Source organism: Streptomyces sp. NPDC127119 (assembly GCF_042677425.1).
GTDB lineage: Bacteria > Actinomycetota > Actinomycetes > Streptomycetales > Streptomycetaceae > Streptomyces.
Map to the genome: position 1 here is coordinate 1 of NZ_JBHXTO010000073.1, position 25893 is coordinate 25893.

21 protein-coding genes and 1 pseudogene are annotated in these 25893 nt (G+C 72.3%); 10 read left to right on the forward strand and 12 right to left on the reverse strand.

Features of this window, described 5'->3' with window-relative positions:
• Nucleotides 1-87 precede the first annotated feature (87 nt).
• Nucleotides 88-3495: a BREX system ATP-binding domain-containing protein gene (locus tag ACFVH5_RS26705; protein WP_385836293.1), complete on the reverse strand. Its 3408-nt coding sequence runs from the start codon at nt 3493-3495 to the stop codon at nt 88-90.
• 241 nt (nt 3496-3736) lie between these two features.
• Here ACFVH5_RS26705 and ACFVH5_RS26710 point away from each other — a divergent pair, with 241 nt between their 5' ends.
• Genes ACFVH5_RS26710 through sigJ form a run of 4 tightly spaced genes read left to right on the forward strand, consistent with a single transcriptional unit; the run spans nt 3737 to nt 6387 of the window.
• On the forward strand, nt 3737-4144 hold the full coding sequence (locus tag ACFVH5_RS26710) for an ATP-binding protein (RefSeq protein ID WP_385836294.1): 408 nt from the start codon (nt 3737-3739) through the stop codon (nt 4142-4144).
• A 58-nt stretch (nt 4145-4202) separates the two neighbouring features.
• On the forward strand, nt 4203-4652 hold the full coding sequence (locus ACFVH5_RS26715; RefSeq protein ID WP_385836295.1) for a hypothetical protein: 450 nt from the start codon (nt 4203-4205) through the stop codon (nt 4650-4652).
• Nucleotides 4637-5425: an SDR family oxidoreductase gene (locus ACFVH5_RS26720; RefSeq protein WP_385836296.1), complete on the forward strand. Its 789-nt coding sequence runs from the start codon at nt 4637-4639 to the stop codon at nt 5423-5425. Before ACFVH5_RS26715 ends, ACFVH5_RS26720 begins: the two co-directional genes overlap by 16 nt.
• A 44-nt stretch (nt 5426-5469) precedes the next feature.
• Nucleotides 5470-6387 (forward strand): RNA polymerase sigma factor SigJ, encoded by a 918-nt coding sequence (gene sigJ / locus ACFVH5_RS26725; protein ID WP_385836327.1) that lies wholly within the window; start codon nt 5470-5472, stop codon nt 6385-6387.
• Nucleotides 6388-6462: 75 nt separating this feature from the next.
• On the opposite strand, the gene ACFVH5_RS26730 is transcribed toward sigJ, so the two are convergent.
• The 3 genes from ACFVH5_RS26730 to ACFVH5_RS26740 form a co-directional block, all read right to left on the reverse strand.
• Nucleotides 6463-7038, reverse strand: coding sequence for a hypothetical protein (locus ACFVH5_RS26730; protein ID WP_385836297.1), 576 nt, complete (start codon nt 7036-7038; stop codon nt 6463-6465).
• 119 nt (nt 7039-7157) lie between these two features.
• On the reverse strand, nt 7158-9743 hold the full coding sequence (locus ACFVH5_RS26735) for a bifunctional FO biosynthesis protein CofGH (RefSeq protein WP_385836298.1): 2586 nt from the start codon (nt 9741-9743) through the stop codon (nt 7158-7160).
• Between the two features lie 124 nt (nt 9744-9867).
• Nucleotides 9868-10713, reverse strand: coding sequence for a TIGR03619 family F420-dependent LLM class oxidoreductase (locus tag ACFVH5_RS26740; RefSeq protein WP_385836299.1), 846 nt, complete (start codon nt 10711-10713; stop codon nt 9868-9870).
• 226 nt (nt 10714-10939) lie between these two features.
• On the opposite strand from ACFVH5_RS26740, the gene ACFVH5_RS26745 reads away from it, so the two are divergent.
• Complete coding sequence (locus ACFVH5_RS26745; RefSeq protein ID WP_385836300.1) at nt 10940-12493, forward strand: CehA/McbA family metallohydrolase; 1554 nt, start codon at nt 10940-10942, stop codon at nt 12491-12493.
• Between the two features lie 62 nt (nt 12494-12555).
• On the opposite strand, the gene ACFVH5_RS26750 is transcribed toward ACFVH5_RS26745, so the two are convergent.
• Nucleotides 12556-14346 carry a DUF4328 domain-containing protein gene (locus ACFVH5_RS26750; protein WP_385836301.1) on the reverse strand — a complete coding sequence of 597 codons (1791 nt, stop codon included), beginning with the start codon at nt 14344-14346 and terminating at the stop codon, nt 12556-12558.
• 109 nt (nt 14347-14455) lie between these two features.
• A complete protein-coding gene (locus ACFVH5_RS26755; protein WP_385836302.1) occupies nt 14456-15997 on the reverse strand; it encodes an alpha/beta hydrolase in 1542 nt (513 codons plus the stop codon).
• Between the two features lie 129 nt (nt 15998-16126).
• On the opposite strand from ACFVH5_RS26755, the pseudogene ACFVH5_RS26760 reads away from it, so the two are divergent.
• The 3 genes and pseudogenes from ACFVH5_RS26760 to ACFVH5_RS26770 all read left to right on the forward strand — a co-directional run.
• Nucleotides 16127-16390: pseudogene (locus ACFVH5_RS26760) on the forward strand (Scr1 family TA system antitoxin-like transcriptional regulator); the annotation flags it as partial.
• A gap of 11 nt (nt 16391-16401) precedes the next feature.
• Nucleotides 16402-16662 (forward strand): DUF397 domain-containing protein, encoded by a 261-nt coding sequence (locus tag ACFVH5_RS26765; RefSeq protein ID WP_385836303.1) that lies wholly within the window; start codon nt 16402-16404, stop codon nt 16660-16662.
• The gene (locus ACFVH5_RS26770; RefSeq protein WP_385836304.1) at nt 16652-17047 is read left to right on the forward strand and encodes a nitroreductase/quinone reductase family protein; all 396 of its coding nucleotides are present in this window, start codon (nt 16652-16654) and stop codon (nt 17045-17047) included. Before ACFVH5_RS26765 ends, ACFVH5_RS26770 begins: the two co-directional genes overlap by 11 nt.
• Nucleotides 17048-17056: 9 nt before the next feature.
• Here the strand turns inward: ACFVH5_RS26770 and ACFVH5_RS26775 are convergent, their stop codons facing one another.
• From ACFVH5_RS26775 to ACFVH5_RS26785, 3 genes are read right to left on the reverse strand one after another with little or no spacing between them, the layout of a single operon-like run.
• Nucleotides 17057-17803: a TetR/AcrR family transcriptional regulator gene (locus ACFVH5_RS26775; RefSeq protein WP_385836305.1), complete on the reverse strand. Its 747-nt coding sequence runs from the start codon at nt 17801-17803 to the stop codon at nt 17057-17059.
• Nucleotides 17800-18726: an SDR family NAD(P)-dependent oxidoreductase gene (locus tag ACFVH5_RS26780; RefSeq protein ID WP_385836306.1), complete on the reverse strand. Its 927-nt coding sequence runs from the start codon at nt 18724-18726 to the stop codon at nt 17800-17802. The genes ACFVH5_RS26775 and ACFVH5_RS26780 overlap by 4 nt, the downstream gene beginning before the upstream one ends.
• A 40-nt stretch (nt 18727-18766) precedes the next feature.
• Nucleotides 18767-19531 carry an SDR family oxidoreductase gene (locus tag ACFVH5_RS26785; RefSeq protein WP_385836307.1) on the reverse strand — a complete coding sequence of 255 codons (765 nt, stop codon included), beginning with the start codon at nt 19529-19531 and terminating at the stop codon, nt 18767-18769.
• Between the two features lie 223 nt (nt 19532-19754).
• Between ACFVH5_RS26785 and ACFVH5_RS26790 the strand changes: the two genes are divergently transcribed.
• On the forward strand, nt 19755-20774 hold the full coding sequence (locus ACFVH5_RS26790; RefSeq protein WP_385836308.1) for an aldo/keto reductase: 1020 nt from the start codon (nt 19755-19757) through the stop codon (nt 20772-20774).
• Nucleotides 20775-20984: 210 nt separating this feature from the next.
• Complete coding sequence (locus tag ACFVH5_RS26795) at nt 20985-21425, forward strand: hypothetical protein (protein WP_385836309.1); 441 nt, start codon at nt 20985-20987, stop codon at nt 21423-21425.
• A 56-nt stretch (nt 21426-21481) separates the two neighbouring features.
• On the opposite strand, the gene ACFVH5_RS26800 is transcribed toward ACFVH5_RS26795, so the two are convergent.
• The 3 genes from ACFVH5_RS26800 to ACFVH5_RS26810 all read right to left on the reverse strand — a co-directional run bounded on the left by ACFVH5_RS26800 (nt 21482) and on the right by ACFVH5_RS26810 (nt 25871).
• A complete protein-coding gene (locus tag ACFVH5_RS26800) occupies nt 21482-22945 on the reverse strand; it encodes an aldehyde dehydrogenase family protein (RefSeq protein ID WP_385836310.1) in 1464 nt (487 codons plus the stop codon).
• On the reverse strand, nt 22945-24675 hold the full coding sequence (locus ACFVH5_RS26805; RefSeq protein ID WP_385836311.1) for an amidohydrolase family protein: 1731 nt from the start codon (nt 24673-24675) through the stop codon (nt 22945-22947). The genes ACFVH5_RS26800 and ACFVH5_RS26805 overlap by 1 nt, the downstream gene beginning before the upstream one ends.
• 77 nt (nt 24676-24752) lie before the next feature.
• Nucleotides 24753-25871, reverse strand: a complete 1119-nt coding sequence (locus tag ACFVH5_RS26810; RefSeq protein WP_384806303.1) for an LLM class flavin-dependent oxidoreductase — start codon at nt 25869-25871, stop codon at nt 24753-24755.
• Nucleotides 25872-25893 lie beyond the last annotated feature (22 nt).

Below are 25893 nucleotides of genomic sequence, written 5' to 3' on the forward strand. Positions count from 1 at the left end.
AACCCCGCCGGCCGCCGCCCCGGTGCGGCCGGGGCGGCGCCCCCCCCACGGCCAGCCCCCGCCGGGGCCGCAGTCGACGGGAGTCCTTTACGGGGCCTGGTGGGATCTGATGTTCTCGGCGGCCCTTGTTGTCTCTGTCAGCAACCGCTCCATGCGCGGGGCGTCGGCCTCCGGGGACGTGTGGAGGTCCTTGAGGATCTGGGTGAGGGTCGCCAGGTCGTCCCAGTCGGGGGTGGGGGTCAGGAAGTCCGTCAGGGCTTCCTGTGCCGCCTGCCAGTCCGACAGCGCGCAGGCCAGGAAGCAGCGCGCCTGGCTGCGTTCCAGGTCGCCCAGGCTGCTCTCCGGGGCGGGCAGTTCCGCGTCGGAGGCCACCAGGGCCGCCAGTTCCCGCCACAACGGTTCCGCTGCCCGCAGGCCCTCCGACTGGCTCACCGTCATCGCGAGTGCGAAGGTGCCCGGGATCGGGGCCGTCGCGCGGAGCCGTTCGGCCGTGCGCAGGGCCTGCGGCCACTGTCCCGCGTGGCGGTGGACGTCGCAGCGCAGGTCGTCGAGGTCGTCGGCCTCACCCGCGTCCTCCGCCGCCGACAGTCTCGCCGTCGCCTCGTCCCAGCGGTCGCACTGCGTCAGGAGTTCGATGGCCGTGCGGCGTGCCCAGGCCGCCTGTGACGCCGGTTCCAGCGTGGCGCAGCGGTCCAGGTCGGCGAGGGCCTGTCCGGTCCGGCCGGTCGCCAGGCAGACCCGCGCGCGCATGGCGTACGTCCAGCCGTCGTCCGGGCTCAGTGTCAGGGCGCGGGAGAGGAGGACGAAAGCCTCTTCGTACTGCCTCGTGAGGAGGTGCGTGCCGCCCAGGCCCTTCAGGCAGGCCAGTACGGTCTCGTCGTCCGGGCTGCCGTCCAGGATGCGGCGGAAGACCGCGACCGCCTCCTCGTACCGGCCCTCGTCGCGATACTCCACGGCCAGTTCGTGGCTGATCCAGTCGATGTCCGGGGCCGTGTCGACGGCTCGTTCCAGGTACGTGAACATGGCGGCCCGGTCGCCGAGTCCGTTCTTCGCGCGGGCCGTCATCACCAGCGCCCACGCGTAGTCGGGCCGCAGTTCGACGGCCCGTGCGAAGTCGGCCAGGCTCTCCTCGTGACGGCCCAGGTCCGACAGGGCCGCGCCGCGGCTCGCCAGGACGGACGCGTAGTCGGGCTGCAGAGCGAGCGCGCGGGTCAGTTCGGTGACGGCCTCCTCGGGGCGGTCGGCGAGCCGGTAGGCGTCCCCGCGTTCCGAGGCGACCCAGGCCGCGTCGGGGGCGACCCGGACCGCCCGGTCGAGGTCGGCGAACGCCTCGGCCGGTTCGCCCCTGGTGCGGCGCAGCCGGGCCCTGCGCACCAGCGCCCACGCGTTGTCCGGTTCGATGCCGAGCGCCCGGTCGAAGTCGGCGAGCGCCTCGTCGTACCGCCCGAGTGCGTGCCGGCTCACGGCCCGGCCGGTCAGCGGATCGGCGTCGGCGGGGACGAGGGCGACGGCGCGGTCGAAGTCGGCGACGGCTTCCTCGAAGCGGCCGGCGAGCCGGTAGGTCTCGGCGCGCCCGGCGATGATCCATCCGGTGCCGGGGGCCAGTTCGTCCGCCCGGTCGAGTGCGGCCAGTGCCGCCGGGAAGTCGTCCAGCAGCTGGAGGGTGTAACCGCGGCCGTAGTGCGCCCAGGCGAGCCGCGGGTCCAGTTCCAGGGCTCTGCCGTACTCCTCCAGGGCCCGGCGGTGCTCGCCGCCGTAGCGCAGTTCCCGGCCCCGCAGGGTGTGCGCGAGGGCCCGGCCGGCCGGGTCCGGGCCGGGGCGGGCCAGGAGCAGGGCCATCGCGCCGGCGATCCCGGCCGTGTCGTCGTCGAGCGCCGCACCGAGTCGTACGCCCCACTCGGCGAGGTCGGCGTGGTCGGTGTCGCGGCCCGCGTCCTCCAGCATCCGCGCCCAGGCCCGGCCGAGGACGGCGTCCTCGCGGCAGGCCTCGACCAGCGTGCGCAGGGCCGCGCCGAGCGCCGCGGGCGGCCGGGCGCAGAGCAGGTGGTAGGTCTCCTCCAGGCGCAGTTCGCGCCACTCCTCGTCGGCCCACAGGTTCTCGGTCCCGCTCTCACGGCCGGCCTCGGCCTCGGTCCGCCAGCGGGCGAACGTCTCCGCGAGGCGCCGGTGGCGGCCGGCCCACTCCCGCCGGGAGCGGCGTCGCTCCAGCCGCAGCATCGGGGCCCGTACGACGTCGTGGTAGCGCACGCGGGTCCCGCGCTCGCCGACGAACGGCAGCCCGGTCAGCCAGTCGTACAGCTCGTCCGGTTCGTCCGGCACGTCCATGCCGTCGTCGGGGTGACCGACGAGGACCCGGAAGACGTCCGCGTCCAGTTGCCGGGGCAGCGCGCAGACGCGGGCGACCTGGCGGCGGGTGTCGTCGGGCTCCCACTGCAGGAAGCGTTTGACGGCTCCGGCGCTCGGGTCGCCCACGTCGTCCGGGGCGCCGGGGCGGGTCTCCGCGAGCGTCGACACGAGGACGGGCAGGCCGCCGGTGAGGCGCAGCACCTCCTTGACGACCGGTTCGGCGACGACCCCCTTCCCGGCGAGGAGCCCGCGGGACTCGGACTCGGTGAACGGCGCCAGCGGCATGTCCGCCACGGAGCCGAGGCCGCTCCAGCGGGCGGTGTCGAGGGGGCGCTGTCCCGCGGTGACCACCAGGACGGTGGCGGGCAGTCCGCTGTCCGCTTCCTGGCGGGTGACCAGGTCGTACAGCCACGGGTCGAGGAACGGGCCGGTCCTTTCGTACGTGTCGAGGAACAGGACGATCCAGGGGGTGGCGGAGGCCGCCGCGCGCAGTTCGCGGAGCAGGACCGGGGTGAGGACCTTCTCCGGGGACATGACGAGTTCGATGTCGTCGGGGTTGCGGAAGCGGGCGCTGAGGCCGGTGCGCAGCCGGTCGGCGCCCTGGGCGAGCAGGTCGGCGGGCAGGGCGCTCGTGAAGAGTCCGGCGCCCGGTACGGCGGCCTCCACGGCCGCGAGGCCGAGCCCGACGGCGGTCCTGCTCCCGGCGGACGCCGACTGCGGTTGCGGCTGCCCGTGCTGTCCCTGCTGCTGCGCCCGCTCCGGGGCCAGGGCGGCGAGCGCCGCGGCCTCCGCCTCGTGCCGCCGGTCCCGGTACACGGCGAGCCGCCGCTCCAGTTCCTTCAACCGCCTTCCCTGGTCGGCGAACTGACGGGCCACCTCGGCCATCGCCTCCGGCACGCTGCCGACCCGCTCGTCGATGTACGCGGTCAGCGCCCCGCGTTCGCGTGCGAGCTGCCGCAACTCCTGGACCAGGAAGGTCTTTCCGACGCCCGCGGTGCCGTGCACGTGGAAGCGGAAGCGCTGCCGGGTGTCGGTCACGGGGAGGTCGAAGTTCGCGAGGAACGCGGCCCGTTCGGCGTCCCGTCCCACGAATCCGGCGCGGTTGCCCTGCTGGATCAGCTCCTGCCACGACGGCCCTGCCTGCGCCACCGGTCCGCCTCCTCGCCACGCCGGGTCGGGTACGGGTCCCAGTGTGGATCAACTCGGCTCTGGCTGAACAGGAGTCGGCGGACGACGTGCCGTCTCGACCGGTCGGCCCGCGACTGCCAGAGTCGTAGGAAGCGGACCGTGTCAGGAACCGGGCCGCCACGGGCGAACGCGAAGGCGGGCCGAGGGCGTGCAGTCAGTCGACGGTGAGAACGGATCGGGCCCGCCTGTCATATCCACTGCCATGGAGCTGAGCGGTGACACCTCGTGCATCGCCGCGGCCCGCCGTCTCACGGCCGAATTCCTCGCCCGCGCGGGCACCGAGCAGCACGTGATCGTCTCCGACCATGCCCTGGGCCTCACCCAGCTGGTCGTCAGCGAACTGGTCACCAACGCACGCAGGCACGCCCCGGGACCTGCGCTGATGGAACTGCGCATCGCGGACTCCACGGTGGAGGTGACCGTGCAGGACAGCCTCCCCGTACGGCCCACCATCCACGCCTCCGACCCGCAGCGCATCGGCCGGCACGGCCTGGAGATCGTCGCGGCCGTCGCCGAGGACTTCTACGTCCGCCTCGAAGACACCGGCAAGCGCGTCACCGCCCACATCGCCCTGACCGACGGTCCCGCCCCCCGGCCGCCGGAGCCCTGAGCGACCGGGCCGGACAGGGCCCGCCTCACACTTTCGCGGGCTGTCTCGTCATAGAGGCATGAACACGAAAATCCGGTACGCCACCCTCGGCTTCCTGGGCGTGACCGCGCTGTACACCGGGGCCTGGGCCTACTTCGCGCCGAAGGAGTGGCACGCGGGCTTTCCCGGGTTCGGGATGAGCTGGCTGCCTCAGCTGGGCCCGTACAACGAACACCTCGCCAAGGACGCCGGGGCCATGTTCCTCGCGCTGGCCGCGCTCACGGCGATCGCGCTGTGTTCCGTACGGAACACCCGGCTCGTGCAGACGACCGGCGCGGTGTGGCTCGTCTTCAACGTGCTGCACCTCAGCTATCACATGCGGCATCTGGGGATGTACGGCACGCGTGACCAGGTCCTCAACGTCGTCCTGCTGACGGCCCTGGTACTCGCGTCGGCCGTCCTGCTCGTACCGGTGAAGCCCGTGAAGCCCGTAACGACCGAGGGAGATGCGTCATGCGCGTCGCGGTAGCCGGTGGGACCGGGCTCGTCGGCGGACACGTCGTCCGGGAGCTGACCGCCGCCGGGCACGAGCCGGTGGTGCTGGCCAGGTCACGGGGTGTCGACCTCGTGACCGGCGCGGGGCTCGGCACCGCCATGGCGGGCGTCGAGGCGGTCGTCGACGTCAGCAATCTGGACACCACCCGCGCCAGAACGGCGATCGCGTTCTTCGAGAGCGCCGGACGCCGTCTGCTGGACGCCGGCGCCCGGGTAGGCGTACGGCACCACGTCGTCCTGTCGATCGTCGGTCTCGAACGCGTCGGCCTCGGCTACTACCAGGGCAAGCTGCGGCAGGAGCAGGTCGTCGCGCAGGGCGGGGCCGGGGGCGGGACCGTTCCGTGGACCGTGCTGCGTGCCACGCAGTTCCACGAGTTCCCGCTCCAGGTCCTGGACCGGGTCCCCGGGCCGCTCGCCGTGGTCCCCCGCATGCGTACGCAGCCGGTGGCGGCCCGCGAGGTCGCCCGGCATCTCGTGGAACTCGTCCTCGGACCGCCGCAGGGCATGGCGCCCGAGCTGGCCGGGCCGCGGGTCGAGGAGCTGGTCGACATGACACGGCGGCTGCTGCGGGCCCGCGGGCGGCGCCGACTGCTGCTGCCGGTGAAGATGCCCGGCAGGGCGGGCACTGCCATGGTCGAGGGGGGCAACCTGCCGACCGGGTCCGCCGGACCCCGGGGCGGCCAGACCTTCGACGCGTGGCTGGCCGAGCATGTCGGGCAGGAGCAGAAGGAGGTACGGGGAGAGTGAGCGGTGGCAGCGGTCCCGGCCCCGGCCCCGGCCTCGGGGACCTCATGGCCGAGCGGCGGCGGCTGCTCGGGCTGGGCTACCGGATGCTCGGCTCGGTGCAGGACGCCGAGGACGTCGTCCAGGAGACGTACGCCCGCTGGTACACCCTGTCCGACGCCGAGCAGGAGGCGATCGTCGCGCCGCTGGCCTGGCTGACCCGGGTCGCCTCGCGGATCTGCCTCGACCAGCTGGCGTCGGCGCGCGTGCGCCGGGAGCGCTACACCGGTGAGTGGCTGCCCGAGCCCGTCAGGGGCGGCGCCACTACCTGGACCAGCGCGGGCGGCGGCGGGTACGGAGGGAGCGGCAGGGATGGCGCGGACGGCGGCGATCCCGCCGACCGCGTCACGCTCGACGAGTCGGTGAGCATGGGCATGCTCGTGGTGCTGGACTCGGTCACCCCCGCCGAGCGCGTGGCCTTCGTGCTGCACGACGTCTTCGGGGTGCCGTTCGCCGAGATCGCCGAGACGGTCGGCCGCTCCCCCGCGGCCTGCCGCCGGCTCGCCTCCTCGGCCCGGCGGCGGCTCGCCGAGCGGCGGCCCGTCGGCGCGACGACGACCGAGCACCGGCGGGTCGTCTCGGCGTTCCTCGACGCGTGCGGGACCGGCGATCTCGACACGCTGGTCGCGCTTCTCGACCCCGCGGTCGAGGCGCGCAGCGACGGCGGCGGCAAGGTCCGCGCGGCGCTGCGGCCGGTCGTCGGCGCGGACAAGGTGGCCCGGTTCCTGCTCGGGCTGCTGCGCAAGGACCCGGGGCTCGATGCCGTGGAGGACGACGTCAACGGCTCCCCGGGGGTCGTCGTCCGGATCGCCGGGACGACCGTCGCCGTGGTCGGTGTGGGTGTCCGCGCGGGCCGGGTCCGTGATCTGTGGCTCGTGGTCAACCCGGACAAACTGCACGCGTGGACCGACGCAGGACCTGGCTGAAAACCTCTCCCGGGACCTCTTCCGGAAACCCTTCCAGATCCCTTTCCGAATCCCCTTCCGGAGCCTCTCCCGGGACTACTTCACGACCGCGACCGTCGTCCCCTCCGTGCCGAACTTCCACACCGCGTCCCCGTCCGCCGCCTTCATCCGGACCCCGCCCGTCGTCGCGCCCGACGCGGGCGGCGGCGGGGAGGAGCCGTCGAGCGCGTTGGAGAAGGCGACGTTGGTGCCGGACGCCAGGGCGAAGTAGACGATGTTCTCGATCTCCACGCCGTCGCTGCCGGTCCCGGTCTCGCGCCGGGTGCCGACCGTGTACGTACCGGGGTCCGGGCTCACCGTCCCCTGCCACACCTTGAACGTGCGCCGGGGCGCGTCGCTCGCGTCGACCAGCCACACCCGCTTCTGCGCGAGGGAGTAGACGATCCGCCGTCCCGTGCCGGAGCCGTCCGGTACGGCGACCGGCGCGGCCTCGTCGGGCGACGCGGAGGGCTTGGGACTCGCGGAGGGGCTGTTGGTCTTCTTGCTCGCCGACGCGGTCGGCTGGGGCCCGTCCCCGGCCTTGACGGCCAGCACGGCCACCAGCACCAGGGCGGCGGCGGTCAGACCGGTGACCCAGGCCCACGAGGGAAGCCGTCGGGCAGGCACGGGCACGCATCTCCTCAGCTCTGGCTCACCCCGTCGGAGACACCCCGTCGGAGGTCCGATCATCCTACTCCGACGAGGAACTCCCTCCGGAACCGGAGGCCCGCCCTCACCGTGGGCCGGCCTCGCTACTCCAGGACCGGCAGCAGCTCCGGCAGGTGCCCGTCGGAGATCGCCGCGGCCTGCTGCCGCTCCTCCGGCACCTCCCCGTACAGCGTGGTCCGCGGTTTCGCCGGGCGGCCCGCCGCCTCCGCCACCGCGATCAGGTCCTTCACCGACTTGTACGAGCCGTAACTCGACCCCGCCATACGGGAGATGGTCTCCTCCATCAGCGTCCCGCCGACGTCGTTGGCACCGGAGCGCAGCATCTCGGCCGCGCCCTCCGTGCCCAGCTTCACCCAACTGGTCTGGATGTTGGGGATGTGGGGGTGCAGGAGGAGCCGGGCCATCGCGATCACCGCGCGGTTGTCGCGGGTGGTCGGGCCGGGCCGGGCGATCCCCGCCAGATACACCGGCGCGTTCGTGTGGATGAAGGGCAGGGTCACGAACTCCGTGAAGCCGCCGGTCCGTTGCTGGATCCGGGAGAGGGTGCGGAAGTGCCCGAGCCAGTGGCGGGGCTGGTCCACATGCCCGTACATCATCGTCGAGGACGAGCGGATGCCGAGTTCGTGGGCCGTGGTGACGACCTCGATCCAGGTCGCCGTCGGGAGCTTGCCCTTGGTGAGGACCCAGCGGACCTCGTCGTCGAGGATCTCGGCGGCGGTGCCGGGGATGGAGTCGAGGCCCGCCTCCTTGGCGGCCGTCAGCCACTCGCGGATGGACATGCCCGTACGGGTGGCTCCGTTCACGACCTCCATGGGTGAGAAGGCGTGGACGTGCATGCCGGGGACGCGTTCCTTCACCGCCCGCGCGATGTCGAAGTACGCGGTGCCCGGCAGGTCGGGGTGGATGCCGCCCTGCATGCAGACCTCGACCGCTCCGACGTCCCAGGCCTGCGCGGCCCGGTCGGCGACCTGGTCGAGGGAGAGCGTGTAGGCGTCGGCGTCGGTCCGGCGCTGGGCGAAGGCGCAGAAGCGGCAGCCGGTGTAGCAGACGTTGGTGAAGTTGATGTTCCGCGTGACGATGTACGTGACGTCGTCGCCGACCGCCGACTTCCGGACGTCGTCCGCGATCCGGCAGAGCGCGTCGAGGGCCGGGCCGTCCGCGTGGAGGAGGGCGAGTGCCTCGTCGTCGGTGAGGCGGGTCGGGTCGTCGGCCGCGGTGGCGAGGGCGGCCCGTACGTCCGTGTCGATGCGTGACGGGACCATCCCGGGCGCCGCGGCCTCCCGCAGCGACTCCCAGTCGCCGTACACGTGGTCGTAGTCCTCGCGCCGGTCGGAGGTGCGGCCCTCGGTGTCGATGGACGCGTGCAGATCCGTACGCCCCGACGAGGTGAACGCCTCCTCGGGCTCCTGCCACGGGTGGCCCTCCACGACCGCGTCCGGCAGGGCGAGCCCGGTCTCCGGGTCGGCGAGGGCCCGTACGTGCGGGAGCAGGCGCGGGTCCAGCCACGGCTCGCCGCGCTGCACGAACTCCGGGTAGACGCAGAGGCGTTCGCGGAGCGTGAAGCCCGCCTCGGCGGACTGCTCGCGCAGCAGGTCGATCTGCGGCCAGGGGCGCTCGGGGTTGACGTGGTCGATGGTCAGCGGCGAGACCCCGCCCCAGTCGTCGATCCCGGCGCCGATGAGCCGCGCGTACTCGGAGTCGACGAGGTTGGGCGGTGCCTGGAGGCAGGCGGCGGGGCCCATGATGTGCCGCGCCACGGCGACCGTCGCGATCAGCTCGTCCAGTTCGGCGTCGGGCATCCCGCGCATCGCCGTGTCCGGCTTGGCGCGGAAGTTCTGGATGATCAGTTCCTGGATGCCGTGGTAGGCCCGTGCCACCCGCCGCAGCGCGAAGAGGGAGTCCGCGCGCTCCTCGTACGTCTCGCCGATGCCGATCAGCAGCCCGCTGGTGAAGGGGACGGACGAGCGGCCGGCGTCTTCGAGGACGCGCAGCCGGACCGCGGGCTCCTTGTCGGGCGAGCCGTAGTGGGGGCCGCCGGGCTCGCTCCACAGGCGGGTCGCAGTCGTCTCCAGCATCATGCCCATGCTCGGCGCGACGGGCTTGAGCCGCTGGAAGTCGGTCCACGACATGACACCCGGGTTGAGGTGGGGCAGCAGGCCCGTCTCCTCCAGGATGCGGATGGAGATGGCCCGTACGTACGCGATCGTGTCGTCGTAGCCGTGCGCGTCGAGCCATTCGCGGGCCTCGGGCCAGCGGTCCTCGGGCTTGTCGCCGAGGGTGATCAGGGCTTCCTTGCAGCCCTCGGCGGCGCCCTTGCGGGCGATGTCCAGCACCTCGTCCGGGGACATGAACATGCCGTGCCCGGCCCGGCGCAGCTTGCCCGGGACGGTGACGAACGTGCAGTAGTGGCACTTGTCCCGGCACAGCCGGGTCAGCGGGATGAAGACGCTCTTCGAGTACGTGATCACGCCGGGGCGGCCCGCCGCCGCCAGGCCCGCGTCACGCACCCGGGCGGCGGACGCGGTGAGGTCGTCCAGGTCGGCGCCGCGCGCCTGGAGCAGCACGGCGGCTTCGGTGACGTCGAGGGCGACGCCGTCGCGGGCGCGTTTGAGCGCGCGCCGCATGGCGTTCTCGGTGGGCCCGGTTCCGGAGGTCGCGGAAGTCGTCATCCTCCGAGCATACGATCGCAGTGATCAGGCATAACCGGTGTGCCGCGTCACAAACGACACACCGGCGGCGGCCCACGCGGGCGAGCTGCCCAGGCGTCCTACAAGGACTTCGCCCAAGCCCTCCCTACAAGTACGGCGCGAACTCGTCCAGTACGCGCAGTACCTCGCTCTCGCCGGCCGGCGGCAGTTGCAGGACGACCTCCTCGATGCCGAGGGCCGCGTAGTGCGCGAGCTTTCCGGCGCCGGGCAGTACGGCGTACGGCACGACCTGGAGGCTGTCGGCCGCACGCCCCGCCTCGGCCCAGGCGGTCCGCAGCACCGGCAGCGACTCGGTGAGGCCCCGGCCGCCGATGGGCAGCCAGCCGTCCGCGTACTCGGCGATGTGCGCGAAGAGCTTGGGCCCGGCCGCTCCCCCGATGAGCGTGCGCGGCCCGACGACCGGCCCGCGCGGCTTCTGCACGGGCTTGGGGTGGGCGTGGCTGGCCCGTACGGAGCCGAACGCACCCTCGTACGCGGTCGGTTCGGAGGCCCACAGCGCCCGCATCAGGGCCATCCGGTCGCGGCCCAGCTCCCGCCGCGTACGCCACTCGACGCCGTGGTCGGCGGCTTCCTCGACGTTCCAGCCGAAGCCGATCCCCAGGGTGAAGCGGCCCCCGGAGAGGTGGTCGAGGGTCGCGACCTGCTTGGCGAGGTCGATCGGGTCGTGCTGGGTGACGAGCGTGATGCCGGTGCCGAGCGCGAGGGCCTCGGTGACGGCCGACGCCTGGCCGAGGGCGACGAAGGGGTCGAGGGTGCGGCCGTACTCGGGCGGCAGTTCACCGCCCACCGGGTACGGGGTGGTCCGTTCCACGGGGATATGGGTGTGTTCGGGCAGATAGAGCCCGGCGAAGCCGCGTTGTTCCAGCTCACGGGCGAGCCGGGTCGGAGTGATCGTCTCATCGGTGAGGAAGATCGTCACGGAGATGCGCATGCCCCATCTCTACCGGCCCGCGGCACAAGTGTCGATACCGACCGGTCGGCATTCACAGGGGCGCGCGTTCACACCGTGTCGTACGAGTGGTCCGTGCCCGAAAGCTGCCGATCCCCTTCCCTTGCCCCGCAGTTCACGGCTGAATACGAGGGTTGCCGGTACCACTCCTGCACCGCCATGCACCCCATGCACCGCCCATGACTCACGAGAACCGGGAGCAGCAGACATGTGCGAGGACGAACACCACGGCGTCGGCAGACGCGCCCTGTTCGTGACGGGGGCCGCCGCCGCGCTTACGTTGGGAAGCGTGAGCTTTCCGAGCGAGGCGGCCGACGCGGCCGACGGTCCCTCCGGTTCCGGCGAACCCGTGACCCGGACCGTCCGCGGCACCCTGCCCACCGGTTCGCCGGACTTCGTGTACCTGCCCGTCGAAGTCCCGTCCGGCGTACGGGAGATCAAGGTCGCGTACACCTACGAGCGGCCCACCGTACCGACGGGCACCGCGGGCAACGCGCTCGACATCGGGATCTTCGACCAGCACGGCACCGAGCTGGGCGGACGGGGCTTCCGGGGCTGGTCGGGCGGTGCGCGCACGGAGTTCTTCATCCGCGCGGACGACGCGACCCCGGGTTACCTCCCGGGCCCGGTCCGCGAGGGCACCTGGCACATCGCGCTGGGCCCCTACACGGTCGCTCCGCAGGGCCTCGCGTACGAGGTCACCATCACGCTGACGTACGGGGAACCGGGCGGGACGGTGAAGCCGGTGTACCCGCCGTCGCGGGCCAAGGGGCGCGGCCGGGCCTGGTACCGGGGCGACTGCCATCTGCACTCCTGGTACTCGGACGGCCGCCGCACCCCGGCCGAGATCGCGGCGCTCGCGCGGGCGGCGGGCCTCGACTTCATCAACTCGTCCGACCACAACACGCACTCCGCGCACGCCCACTGGGCCGACCAGGCGGGCCCCCACCCGGACGGCGAACTGCTGATCCTGCTGGGCGAGGAGGTCACGACGAGGAACGGTCACGTCGTCGCGCTCGGCACGGACCCGGGCACGTTCGTCGACTGGCGCTACCGGGCCCGCGACAACCGCTTCGGCAAGTACGCGCGCCGCATCCGGCAGGCGGGCGGTCTGGTCGTCCCCGCCCATCCGCACGCGACCTGCGTGGGCTGCAACTGGAAGTTCGGCTTCGGCGAGGCGGACGCGGTCGAGGTGTGGAACGGCGCGTACGGGCCCGACGACGAGGTCTCGCTCGCCGACTGGGACAGCATGCTCGTGGCCTCCGTACGGGAGGGGCGGGGCAGCCGGGACTGGATCCCGGCGATGGGCAACAGCGACGCCCACCGCGATCCCGACCCCGTCGGCACCCCGCAGACCGTCGTCCTCGCCGACGAACTGTCCCGCGAGGCGATCCAGGAGGGCATCCGCGCGGGCCGGTCGTACGTGGCCGAGTCGAAGGCGGTGTCGCTGTCGTTCTCGGCGACCGGCCCGAAGGGCGAACACGCGGGCATCGGCGGCCGGTTGAAGGTGGACGGCGACGACCCGGTCACGGTCCGCCTGGAGGTGTCGGGCGCACCCCGCTGCACGGTCCGCTTCGTCACGGACCAGGGCGTCCTGCACACCAGCGCCGTCCTGCCGGTGGCGGGCTCCGGCACGGTGGAATGGCGTACGACGGCCCAGTACGCGGCGTACGTACGCGCGGAGGTGCGGCACGAGGCGGCGGCGGGCCCGCTGCCGGGGGCGCTGGCGGCGTTCACGAACCCGGTCTTCCTGGGCCGGTAGGGCGCTGATCGGCCGGTGGGGGCCGGGCTCCGGGACTGCCCGGCCCCTTCTGCGGCAAGTGGTCAGGCGGTCCCGACGCCCTGGGCCCCGTCGATGCGCTTCTGCTGCATGGAGGTGAGCCGCTTGACGAAGAAGACGGCCGCCACCGCGCTGATGACTCCGGCGCCGGCGGCGACCTGCGTGTCGACGATGTCGGACATGGCCCCGGAGACGGTGTCGTGGCTGTACCAGCTGCTGAAGAAGCTGTTCGAGTAGGCCAGGAGGTAGAGGATCCAGCACCACCACCAGGTGTTCATCAGCCAGCGTCCGGCGCCCCGGGCCCGGCCCGCCGTCGCCGTCCAGATGTCGTTCGTCATCTGCTTGGGCATGAAGAGGTTGACGAACGGCATGAACCAGGCCCCGGCGGCCAGGCCGGGCGCGAAGCGCAGGCGTACCGGCGCGAAGGTGTCGGCGTTGTTGCGCATGCGCTGGAACCAGATCGGCCACAGGATCACCAGGGCCAGCCCGAGCACCGCTTCGAGGGCCTCCAGCGCGTCCGTCGCGAAGGACAGCGTCCCGTAGTCCCGGATGACACCGGGGGACGCCGTTGCGTCCTGCGCGTCGAGCCGGAGGTAGATCTCGCCCAGGACGGCGCCCCTGAGCAGCAGGGGCACGGTGTAGAAGCCGAGCAGGACGGCCAGCCCGATGCCCAGTCCACGGGCCGAGCGGGCCGGCGGGCGCGGCGAGAAGTAGTGCGGCGAGGGCGGCAGGCTGCCGGGCGGGGGGCTGCCCGCGTGGAGGCTGCCCGGCGGAGGGCTCTGCTGCCAGGGGGGCGGGGGGTGGCCCGGGTCGAACGCGACGGGCGGCCCGAAACCCTGGATCGGGGCGGGCGCCGGGTGCTGCGCGGCTCCGGCCGGCGGCGGGTGCGCGGCGAGCGCGTGGCTCTGCAGGCGCTGGGGACTCTGCGGGTCCTCGCTGTTGAGGAGCTGCACGGCGTGCCGGCCCAGCTCGGCCAGCACCTCACCCGGCAGCCATGCGCCGCCGGTGTCCTCCATGCTTTCGATACGCGCCAGCAGCGTGTCCAGCGAAGGCCGTTGGGAGGGGTCCTTCACGAGGCACCAGGCGATCAGCTGGTCCCACGGAGCGGGAACGCCGGTCAGGTCCGGTTCCTCGCTCGCGATCCGGTAGAGCAGCGAGTGGATCCCGCCCTCGCCGGTGCCGAACGGCAGCTTTCCCGTCGCGGTGTACGCGAGGACGGCGCCGAGACAGAAGACGTCGCTCGCGAACGTCACGCGCTCGCCGCGCACCTGCTCGGGCGACATGAAGCCGGGCGAACCGACGACGGCGCCCGTCATCGTCAGCCCGTCGGTGGACTGCATGGCGGGGTCGAGGGCGCGGGCGATGCCGAAGTCGATGACGCGGGGGCCGTCGATCGTCACCAGAACGTTGGACGGCTTGAGGTCGCGGTGCACGAGTCCGGCGCCGTGGATGGCCTGGAGCGCGCGGACGAGTCCGATGCCCAGGGCCCGTACGGAGTTCGCCGGCAGCGGCCCGTACTGCTTGTCCACCACCTCGGCGAGGGAGGGCCCGGCGACGTAACCGGTGGCGACCCATGGGGTCGCCGCCTCCGTGTCGGCGTCCAGGACAGGAGCCGTCCACTCGCCGCCGACCCGCTGGGCGGCCTTGACCTCCTGGGCGAAGCGCCGCCTGAAGTCGGGCTTGCGGGCCAGTTGCTCCTGGACGACCTTGACCGCGACCGTACGACCCCGGTCGGAGCGGGCCAGGTACACCCGCCCCATGCCGCCCTCGCCGAGTCTGCCGAGCAGTCGGTAATTGCCTATCCAGCCCGGATCGTCCGGGCTCAACCCGTCCATGCGTACTTCCTCTATCCCCGACACCCGCCGAATCGCCGCCGCATCGCCGCAGACGCCTTCGCAGCGAGGATAGGAGATGTGACGGCAGTGGCGCGCGTGAACCCTGCCTCTATCGGCAGTACTTGTCCCCCGAGGGCCGGTGTCCGGTGACCAGGTAGCGGGTGACGGCGCGGTCTCCGCAGGCGTTGCCGTTGCCGAGGTAGGCGTCGTGGCCGGTCGCGTCCACGGTCACCATGACGGCCCGCTGCCCCAGCGCGGCCCGGACGGCGCGGGCGCCGGCGAGGGGGGTCGCGGGGTCGCGCTGGTTCTGCACGAGCAGCACGGTGGACGGGCCGCGGCCGGTGATCCGTACGGGTTTCCGCTCGGGGTCCTTCGCGTCCTCGGGCCAGGCGGCGCAGGCGGTGGCGTTGCGGGGCATCCCGGCGGTGAGCGGGTACGCCGTGCGGCTGCGCGCGACGTCGGCCTCGTACACGGCTGCCGCGGCCGGCCAGTCCCCGTCGTTGCAGAAGGTGGCGGTGGCGACGGCGATGCCGTTCTGGAGGAGAGGTTCGGGGGCGGGCTCGGGCGCGGCCGGGACCTCCCCCTTCCGGGCGGCCAGGATCAACTGGGCCAGCCCCGGAAAATCATCGGGTTCGTACAGGGCGTAGACCATCGCCTGCCGCAGGACATTGCCGTTCAACTCGGCGGGGTTGGCCCCGGGCCAGGGGACGGGCTCGCGATCGAGCCGTTCGGCGAGCCGCAGGAAGAGGGACCGCACACCGGCGGCGCTGTCGGCGAGCCGGTACGGATTCCCTTCCCGCGAGGCCCACTTGGCAAAGGTCGGAAACGCATCCTCGACACCGGTCTCGAACGCGGCCCAGGCGCCCCGGGCGAACTGGCCGCCGCTGCGCGCTCCGGTGGCGTCCGGGTTGCTGTCCAGCACGAGCCGGTCGGTGCGGTGCGGGAACAGTTCGTTGTAGACGGCGCCGGCGTAGGCCCCGTACGAAACGCCCCACGCGGACAGTTTCCGCTCGCCGAGGGCCGCGCGGACGCGGTCGATGTCGCGGGCGTTGTTCGCGGTGCTGATGTGGCGGACGAGGTCGCCGCCGTTGCGGTCGCAGGCGGCGGCCGTGCGGCGGGCGGTCGCCATGTTCGCGTCGACGGACCCGTCGGCGGCGGGCCAGGGCCAGAACTTGGTGAGGGCGAGGTCGGCCCGGTCGAGCCCGCAACCGACGGGCGAGGACCGCCCGACGCCGCGCGGATCGAACCCGACCAGGTCGTACGCGTCCCGCACGGCCTGAGGCAGCCGCTGCCCCTTCCCGGAAACCTCGTCGAGACTGCCCCCGCCGGGACCACCGGCGATCATCAACAGCACGCCGCGCCGGGCCTCCGGCTTCTCGGCGGGAATCCGCGACACGGCGATCCCGATCCGCGCGCCTCCGGGATCGGAGTGGTCGAGGGGCACGTCGACGGTGGCGCACCGCTGCCGGGGATCGAGGCCGGTTCCTTGGCAGGTGCCCCAGGTGAGGGGTTCGGTGCCGTGGCCTCCGGCCGCGGCTGGGACGGCGGTGGCGGCCGTCGCGGCAACGGGCAGCAGCGTGAGCCCGAGGACCACGCCGGAGGCGGTGCGGAGGGCGGTGTTCCGCTTGGACTTTCGCAGGGACTTCGTCATACGGACGAGCTTCACGGACGGGGCCCGCCGGGCCCATCCGGCCAACTGGCCTGTCGGAAGGGCGGTTTCCCGAACCGGACGGCTCAGGCGTCACGCCGGTGAGGAGTCGGCGCCCTCACCGGTCCGCACATGAGCGAGCGGCAGCACATCACCCTGCGGGTGCTCCCCTTCGAGGTCGGGGCATTCCCAGGGTCGGGCCAGTCCATCAACTACATGTGCGGTCCCGTCCCACAGCTCGACACCGCGTCACTCGACCAGTTTCACGGTCCCGTACTGCTGGACGCCGAAGCATTGTTGGAGAAGTACCGGAACCTGCTCGACGTCGTGGAGTCGGTCGCCCTGAGTCCCGAGAAGTCCCGGGACCTGATCCACGCAATCGCACAAGACCTGTGAAGAGGAGCCCTATGTCTACCGATGACTGGCAGAAGTCCTCCCACTGTGGACAGGGCGAGTCCTGCCTCCACATCGCCGCCACCTGGCAGAAGTCCTCCCTCTGCCAAGAAGGCGACGCCTGCCTCCATGTTGCCGCCGCGCCCGCGAAAACGATTCGTCTCATTCACCTCACCGAGAGCGGTGACCCCCGTGGAGCGATACTCGGGGCCTCCCCCGGGGCCTTCTCGGCGCTGCTCGGTGCCGTGAAGGGGCGGCAGCCGCATGGCGCGTGAGCGTGATCTGCGGTTTCGGGCGGTCACCCGGGTTCAGCGGTATCTGGCGAACCCGCTCACCCGCCGGCTGCCGTTCCACACGCTCGTGGAGACCACCGGCCGCACCTCCGGACTGCCCCGGCGCACGCCGGTCGGGGGGCGCCGGGTCGGGCGGGCGTTCTGGTTCGTCTCCGAGTACGGCGAGAAGTCGCAGTACGTGCGGAACATCCAGGCCGACCCGCGCGTACGCGTCCGCGTCGGTGGGCGCTGGCACCACGGCACCGCCCACCTGCTGCCGGGCGACGACCCCCGCGCCCGTCTGAAGTCCCTGCCGCGCATGAACAGCGCGGCGGTCCGCCTCGTCGGGTCGAACCTGCTGACCGTACGGGTCGATCTCAGCGACTGACCCGCCGGCTCAGGCCGACCCGTTCGACAGGCGGTCCAGCCACTCCGTGAGCAGCGCGCCCTCGGCCCGGGTGAGGGCCGGGGGCGGGGTCTGCTGGAGGAGGGCGTTCAGGTGGGCGGCCGTGGAGGGGACGTGGGGCTCGGTCGGTTCGGCCGCTCCCCTCGCGGTCACCCCCGTCGCCCCCGTCACGTCCGGCGTGAACACCGTCGCGTGGACCGCGTCCCGGACCCGGCGCGACACCGACTCGTCGGTGAACGTCGCCGGGCGCGAGACCAGCATCAGAGCCACGCCGACGTTCGCCGACATGATCATCTGAGCCGCCAGCTCGGGCGCCAGGCACAACTTGCCCTGCGCCGCGGCCCGTTGCAGGTCGGCGGTGAGGATGCGGTGGGCTTCCAGCGCCGCCGCCGGGGGCGTACGCATCGCGGGCGAGTGCATCAGCCGGAACAGGTTCGGGTTCGACCGCGCGAACTCGACGTGGGTGGTCCAGCCGTCCCGCAGATCCTCGATCGGGTCCGTACCGGGCGGCCGGTCCCGCTTGGTCGCGAGGTACTTGTCCCAGCCGTGGTCGACGACCGCCGACAGAAGGCCCTCCTTGTCCCCGAAGTGGCGGTAGAGGGCGGGGGCGCCGACCCCGGCCCCCTCGCACACGGCCCTGGTCGACACGTCCCCGTCGGGGGACTGGGCGACCAGGGCCGCCGCCACTTCGAGAATGCGCGCTTTCGTACTCACGGCCGTGACGCTATCCGAGGTCATACGGCGGGCCGCGGGGAGGAGGCCGGGGAGTGCGGAGGTTGCGGGGTGAGCAGGTCGGCCAGGCCGATGCGGGCCAGGAACTCAGCGCGGATACGGTCCGCCACCACGCTGACCTCCTCCGAGCCGTCGTTCGAGGGGTCGACGTGGACACGGAAGGGCCGCTTGCCGTGCGGGGCGCCGACGACCTCGACGATCGCGTCGGCCACCAGGGACGCGGAGGTGCCGGCCGGTTCGAGGGCGGCGAGGCGCTCGGCGACCTGTTCCATCAGGCCCGCGTACCGCTCCTCGTACGCCGGGAGCACCGTCCGCTCGGACGGGTGGCCGCCGGTCGCGAAGTGCTCCGTACCCGACGTGAACGCGCCCGGCACCACGATCGTCGTCTCGATGCCGAACCGGGCCAGCTCGCCGGCGTACGACACGGCGAGCGCGTCCATCGCGGCCTTCGCGGCGAAGTACGGGGCGAGGTAGGGCGGGGTGCCACCCCTGGTCGAGGACGAGCCGACCCAGAGCACCAGGCCGTGCTCCTGGGCGCGCAGGTGCGGGAGTGCGGCCCGGTTCACGCGCTGGGTGCCGAGCACGTTGGTGTCGTACACCGCGGCCAGTTCGGCGGGGGTGAAGGCCTCGGCGGGTCCGGTCACCATGTGGCCCGCGTTGTGGACGACCACGTCCAGCGCGCCCGCCCCGGCCAGGACCGTGGCGACGGCGGCGTCCGCGGACTCCTGCGACAGGACGTCCAACTCGACGGTACGCAGGTCGACTTCGTGCTCGGCGGCGTAGGACTCGGCCTCGGCGACCCGGTGGGCGTTGCGCCCGGCCGTGTCGCGCATCGCCGCGTACACCGTGTGCCCGGCGTCGGCCAGCGCCCGCGCGGCGAGCGCGCCGAAACCGGAACCCGCCCCGGTGATGACGATCGTCTTGCCCATGACGGAACTCCTGAGGGAGAGGGGAGGAAAGAGGGTGGGGTTACGCGATGCCGCCGTTGGCGCGGACCACCTGGCCGTTGACCCAGCGGCCGGCCGGGCCCGCCAGGAAGGACACGACCCCGGCGATGTCACCGGGCGTGCCCAGGCGCTCCAGCGGCGGCTGCGCGGCCATCCGCGCGATCGTCTCGTCGTCCTTGCCGTCCAGGAACAGGGCGGTGGCGGTCGGGCCGGGGGCCACGGCGTTGACGGTGACGTCCCGGCCGCGCAGTTCGCGGGCCAGGATCAGGGTGATGGCCTCGACGGCGCCCTTGGTGGCCGCGTAGCCCGCGTAGCCGGGGAGGGCGAGTGCCAGCACGCTGGTGGAGAAGTTGAGGATCGCGCCGCCCTCGCGCAGCCGGCGCGCGGCCTGCTGGTCGACGACGAAAGTGCCGCGGATGTTGGTGCGGTGCATGCGGTCCAGCGCGTCGAGGTCGAGGTCGACGACCGGGGCCAGGGTCATGACACCGGCCGCGTGCACGACGACGTCGATCCCGCCGTACGTCGACTCGGCGGCGTCGAAGAGGGCCGCGACCTCGTTCTCGTCGGCCACGTCGGCCCGGAAGGCGAACGCCTTGCCGCCCGCCTCGGTGATCGTGCCGACGGCCTTGTCGGCCTCGGTCCGGTTGCCCGCGTAGTTGACGACGACGGCGAATCCGTCGGCGGCCAGGCGCTCGGCGGTCTCCCGGCCGATGCCGCGGGAGCCGCCGGTGACGATGGCGACGCGGGTGGTGCCAGTAGCTGTACCGGGGCCTGTCTGCTCGGTCATGACGGTGCTCCTCGTCTCGGCGGGTAGCGCTGCTCGCTTCCCGACAAGAGCAACGCTAACACCGATACCGTATCGACGATACCCCTCAACCGTAGCGCCGCTATCGACAGAGGCGGGATGACTGCCCTTGCAAAGCGGAACAGTGTTCCGTATGTTTACCGGAACGACGCTCCGCTTATCGACGAGGTGGCTGCGGGGCCGCCCCACCTGGAGGAACACAGCCATGCAGTACCGCGCCTTGGGCCGCACCGGTGTGCAGGTCAGCTCCCTCGCGCTCGGCGCGATGAACTTCGGCAGGATCGGCCGCACCACCCAGGAGGAGGCCACCGCGATCGTCGACGCCGCCCTTGAGGGCGGGGTCAACGTCATCGACACCGCCGACGCCTACAGCGCCGGGGAGTCCGAGGAACTGGTCGGCAAGGCCATCGCGGGCCGCCGCGACGACATCGTGCTGGCCACGAAGGCGTACCTGCCGATGGGCGACGAACGCAATCACCGGGGCGGTTCGCGGCGCTGGCTGGTCACCGCGCTGGACGACAGCCTGCGGCGCCTGGGTGTCGACCACGTCGACCTCTACCAGGTCCACCGGTGGGACCCGGCCACCAGCGACGAGGAGACCCTGTCGGCCCTGACCGACCTGCAACGCGCGGGCAAGATCCGCTACTTCGGGTCCTCGACCTTCCCCGCGTACCGCGTCGTGCAGGCGCAGTGGGCCGCCCGGGAGCACCACCTGGGCCGATACGTCACCGAGCAGCCCGCCTACTCGATCCTGCAGCGCGGGATCGAGACGCACGTCCTGCCGGTCACCGAGGAGTACGGGCTCGGGGTACTGGCGTGGAGCCCGCTGGCCTCGGGCTGGCTGTCGGGGGCGATCCGGGAGGGCCGGGAGGTCACCACCAACCGCTCGGCGTTCATGCCGCAACGCTTCGACACCGCGGTCCCGTCCAACCGGGCCAAACTCGACGCCGTCGAGCGGCTGGCCCGGGTAGCGGACGAGGCCGGCCTGACCCTGATCCAGCTGGCCCTCGGCTTCGTGACCGCGCACCCCGCGGTCACAAGCGCACTCATCGGCCCCCGGACCCTGGACCACCTGCGCTCACAGCTCACCGCCGCGGACACGGTGCTGCCCGCCGACGTACTGGACGCCATCGACACGATCGTGCCTCCGGGCACGGACCTGGCGCCCGACGAAAAGAACGACACCCCGCCGTCCCTGCTGGACCCGGCGCTGCGGCGCCGCTGACCAATGGCGACCACCGCGGCGGAACCCGCCGAGAGCCAGGACGCCACCCTGAAGCACTGGGCGCTGGGTGCCGGGTGCCGGGTGCCGGGCCCGCACCGCGTCCGCGCGGTGGTCCGGCCGCCGATCACGCCTCCGAGCCTGCTGCATGCCGCATGCCGCACAGGCCAGACGGCCGGGCCGGGACGAACAGCGTCCCGATAGCCTCTGGCCATGCCTGATTCCCATGACGCCGTGTACGAGGCCCGCTTCGGCCGCTCCCTGATCCAGGTGCTGGCGGGGGCCGGGTGGACGCCGCTCGTCGCCTTCCGCGTGGACGGCGAGGGCGTACTGCTCGGCGGTGCTCCGGCCCGGTACAAGGCGCAGACCGCGTTCGTGCCGTGGGCGGACGTCACCGCGGTCGTCCTGTGGGAGCAGCGCATGTCCGGCCCGTCGATGGCCTACGTCGGGGTTCAGCGACGAGCCGGAGCACCGCCCCTGCCGGGCCAGAACGCCGGACTCAGCCCGGATCAGACGACGAAACTCGCTCCCCACGTCGACCACGAGCTCTTCCTGGCCAGCCGCCCCGTCAACCTCTGGCGCCTCGACCCGCACGCCCTTCAGACGGCCGTCGACGCGTTCGCGCCCGGGACAGAGGTCCTCGTCCGCGAGTAGTTCGTCCCTGACGCCTCACCGAGTGCAACGGTGGCGGTCAGCCGACTCGGCAGACGTCAGCCCGGCCACACCAGTGACTGGAGTTCCGCGTACGCGTGCAGGGCGTACGAGCCCACGTCTCTGCCTACTCCGCTCTGTTTGAAGCCGCCGAACGGGGCCTCCATGTTGCGGCCCACCGTGTTGATGCCCACGCCGCCGGCGCGGAGGCGGGACGCCACGCGGAAGGCTCGGGACACGTCGCCGGACCAGACGTAGTCGATCAGGCCGTAGTCGGTGTCGTCGGCCAGGGCGACCGCCTCCTCCTCGTCGTCGAAGGGGACGACCACGACGACCGGGCCGAAGATCTCCTCGCGGACCACCCGCATGTCGGGTGTGCAGTCCGCCAGGAGGGTCGGGGCCACGTAGAAGCCCCGGTCGAGCGGCGGGCGTTCGCCGCCCGCGACGACCCGCGCGCCCTCCTTGCGGCCCAGTTCGACGTACGACTCCACCCGGTTCCGGTGCGCGGACGAGATCAGCGGGCCGACGACCGTGGACGGGGATCGGGGGTCGCCCACCGGCAACTGGCGAGCGTAAAAAGACAGTTGAGTGACCAAGCGGTCGTAGATCGGGCGGTGCGCCAGCACCCGGGTCGGGGCCGTGCAGATCTGGCCGCTGTAGAACGAGAACGTCGTTCCGATGCCCCGGACCGCCGACTCCAGGTCCGCGTCCTCGAAGACGATCGCCGCGCCCTTCCCGCCCAGTTCCATCAGCTGCCGTTTCATGCCGCGCCCGCACACCTCGGCGATGCGCCGGCCGACGGCCGTCGAGCCGGTGAAGCTGACCATGTCGACGTCGTCCGAGTCGACGGCCGCCTCTCCCGCCTCCGCACGCGAGCCGGAGACGACGTTCACGACCCCGGGCGGTACGCCCGCCGCCTCCAGCGCCTCGGCCATCCGGTAGACGGAGAGCGGGTCCTGCGGGGCGGGCTTCACGAGGACCGTGTTGCCCATCGCGAGCGCCGGGGCGATCTTGCCCGCCGGGTTCGCCCAGGGGTTGTTGTACGACGTGATGCAGGTGACCACGCCCACCGGACGGCGTACGGCGAGCGCGCCCAGCACGGCGGCCCCGCCGAACGGGCCCGCCTCGTTGATCTGCGGGGGCAGCGGCTCCTCGACGGGCTCCACGCGCGCGTACCGCTGGAAACGGGCCGCCCCGACCCCCACCTGCATCCCGCGCGCGGTGCCGGTGGTGGCCCCGGTCTCCGCCTGCGCCAGTTCGGCGTACGGGAGGAGGTTGCGCCGGATCTCCTCGGCCGCCCGGTGCAGGACGGCCGCCCGTTCCTCCGGTGTCGTGCGCGACCACGTCCGGAAGGCCTCGCGGGCCGCGCCTGCCGCCGCGTGCACCTGATCCCGCGAGGCCTCCGGCGCCAACCCGACGACGTCCTCGGTCGCCGGGTCGATCACCTCGTAGTGGCCGCCGTCCGGCTCCACCCACGAGCCGCCGATGAACAGCCGCTGCTCAGGGCCCGCTTGACGGGTCATCACTTGGTGCTCACCGTGTGGGTGTCCCGGCCCGACCTGAGCACCTTGCCCGGTACGGCCCCGGTCACCACGTCGTCGCGTATCGACTCGACGCCGTTGACCCACACGGCCGTGACGCCGATCGCCTTGGAGTCGAGGCGCGGGCTGTCTCCCGGCAGGTCGTGCACCAGGGTGGCCTTGCCGGCGTCGATCCGTTCCGGGTCGAAGAGCACGAGGTCCGCATGGAAACCCTCCGCGATCCGTCCGCGCCCACGGAGCCCGAAGAGCTGTGCCGGATCGTCCGTGAGCATCTTCACCGCCTGCTCCAGCGTGACGAGTTTCCGGCCCCGCAGGCAATCCCCCAGGAACCGGGTCGTGTACGGCGCCCCGCACATCCGGTCCAGATGGGCGCCCGCGTCCGACCCGCCGAGCATGACGTCCTCGTGCCGCCACGTCTCCTGGCGCAGGGTCCACGAGTCGGGGTCGTTGTCGGTCGGCATCGGCCACAGAACCGTACGGAGGTGGTCGGCGGCACAGATCTCGACCAGCGTCTCGAAGGGTTCCTGACCGCGCTCGGCCGCGATGTCCCGTACGACGCGGCCGGTCAGGCCCTCGTTCTCCGCGCTGTACGTGTCCCCGATGACGTACCGGCCGAAGTCCGCGAGGCGGCGGAAGACGCCCGCCTCCTTGGAGTCGGCGCGCCGCAGCATCTCGGCGCGGACCCCGGGGTCCCGCAGTCTCTCGATCCGTTCGGGTACCGGGAGGGCCAGGATCTCGCCCCAGCCGGGGATGAGGTTGAGGGCGCAGAAGGTGCCCAGCGACATGTTCATCGGCGTGAGGATCGGCATCGTGAGCGCCACGATCCGCCCGCCCGCCTTACGGGCCCGCTCGCTCGCCGCCAGCTGCCGTGGCACGCGCTCGGGGACGGCCGCGTCGATCGTCAGGACGTTCCAGTTCAGGGGGCGGCCGGCCGCCGCGCTCATCTCGACGAACAGATCGATCTCGTCGTCGCTGAACTGGTCGAGGCAGCCCGCCACGATCGCCTCGATCTGGGTGCCCTCGCGCTCGCCCACCGCCCGGGAGAGGGCGATGAGTTCGGCGGGTCCGGCGTGCCGGGAGGCGACCGGTTTCCCGTCGCCGTCGGAGTGGGTCGAGGACTGGGTGGTGGACAGCCCCCAGGCCCCGGCCGCCATCGCCTCGTCGAGCAGCGCGACCATCGCCGTCAGTTGCTCGTCCGACGGCTGCCCGCCCACCGCGTCCGGACCCATGACGTACCGCCGCAGCGCGCAATGCCCGACCATGAAGCCCGCGTTGACCGCGATCCGGCCCTCCAGGGCGTCGAGGTACTCGCCGAAGGAGTGCCAGCTCCACGGCGCGCCCTCCTCAAGGGCGACCAGCGACATGCCCTCGACCTTGGACATCATCCGCCGCGTGTAGTCGGCGTCCTCGGGGCGGGACGGATGCAGGGGCGCGAGCGTGAAACCGCAGTTGCCGCCCGCGACGGTGGTCACCCCGTGGTTCAGGGAGGGCGTCGCGTACGGGTCCCAGAAGAGCTGGGCGTCGTAGTGCGTGTGGGGATCCACGAACCCGGGCGCGAGTACGAGCCCGGAGGCGTCCTCGGACGTCCGGGCCTCCTCGGTGACCGCCCCGACGGCAGCGATCCGCCCGTCCCGTATCCCCACGTCGGCGACAAAGGCGGGCCCACCCGACCCGTCGACGACTCGCGCACCCTTGATCAGATGGTCAAGCACGACAGCCCCTTCGTTTGTTTTCGGGGGCGGGGGAACTGCGCGACAAGCCCCCACCGGCCCGCACCCTCCGACGAACCTCAGACCGCCCCGCGGAACCGCGTGGTCCGGTGCACAGGATCCGTATCGATCTTCGGAATCACGTGCTCCCCGATCAGCCGGATCGTCTGGAGCGTCTCCTCCTTGGGCACACCCACCGGCAGCCCGAACGACAACTGATCGGCCCCGGCCTGCTCCCACCGCTTGCACTGCGTGAGCACCTCGTCCGGGTCCCCGCAGATCAACAGCTCCTCGGCGATGAGCAGTTCGATGAACTCCTCGTTGTACTCCGGCAGCGTCTCAGGCCAGACCGGGAAACCCTCGGGCCGCGGGAACGTGTCGTGGTAGCGGAAGACGAGCGAGGGCAGATAGTGCAGTCCGCCGCTCACGGCGATCCGTATCGCCTCGTCGTGCGTGGGCGCGCAGACCGCCGTCGTCGTCACCATCACGTTGTCGTTGACGAAGTCCCCGACCGGCTCGGCCTCGACGACGGCCGTCTTGTACTGCTCAAGGACCCACTCCATGTCGGAGACCTTCTGCACGCTGAACCCGAGCACCCCGAGCCCCTTGCGGGCGGCCATGGAGTACGAGGGCGGCGACCCGGCGGCGTACCACATGGCGGGGTGCGACTTCCCGTACGGCTTCGGCAGGATCTTGCGCGGCGGGAGCTGCCAGTGCTTGCCCTGGAAGCCGACGTACTCGTCCTGGAGCCACATCTTGGGGAACTCGGCGATGGTCTCTTCCCAGATCTCCTTGGTGTGGTTCATGTCGGTGATGCCGGGGAGGAAGCCGAGGATCTCGTGCGAGCCGGCCCCGCGTCCGCTGCCGAACTCGAACCGGCCCTCGGTGAGATGGTCGAGCATGGCGACCTTCTCGGCGACCTTCACGGGGTGGTTGACCTGGGCGAGCGGGTTGAAGATGCCCGATCCCAGGTGGATGCGCTCGGTGGCGTGCGCCAGATAGCCGAGGTAGACGTCGTTGGCGGAGAGGTGCGAGTACTCCTCCAGGAAGTGGTGCTCCGACGCCCAGGCGTACTTGAAGCCGGACTTGTCGGCCTGGATGACGTACTCGGTCTCCTCCATCAGCGCCTTGTGCTCCGCGAGCGGATCGGTCAAGGCCCGCTTGCCCACGTATCCCTGTACAAAGAGCCCGAATTCCAAGGAGGTTCACCGTCCCCTGTGT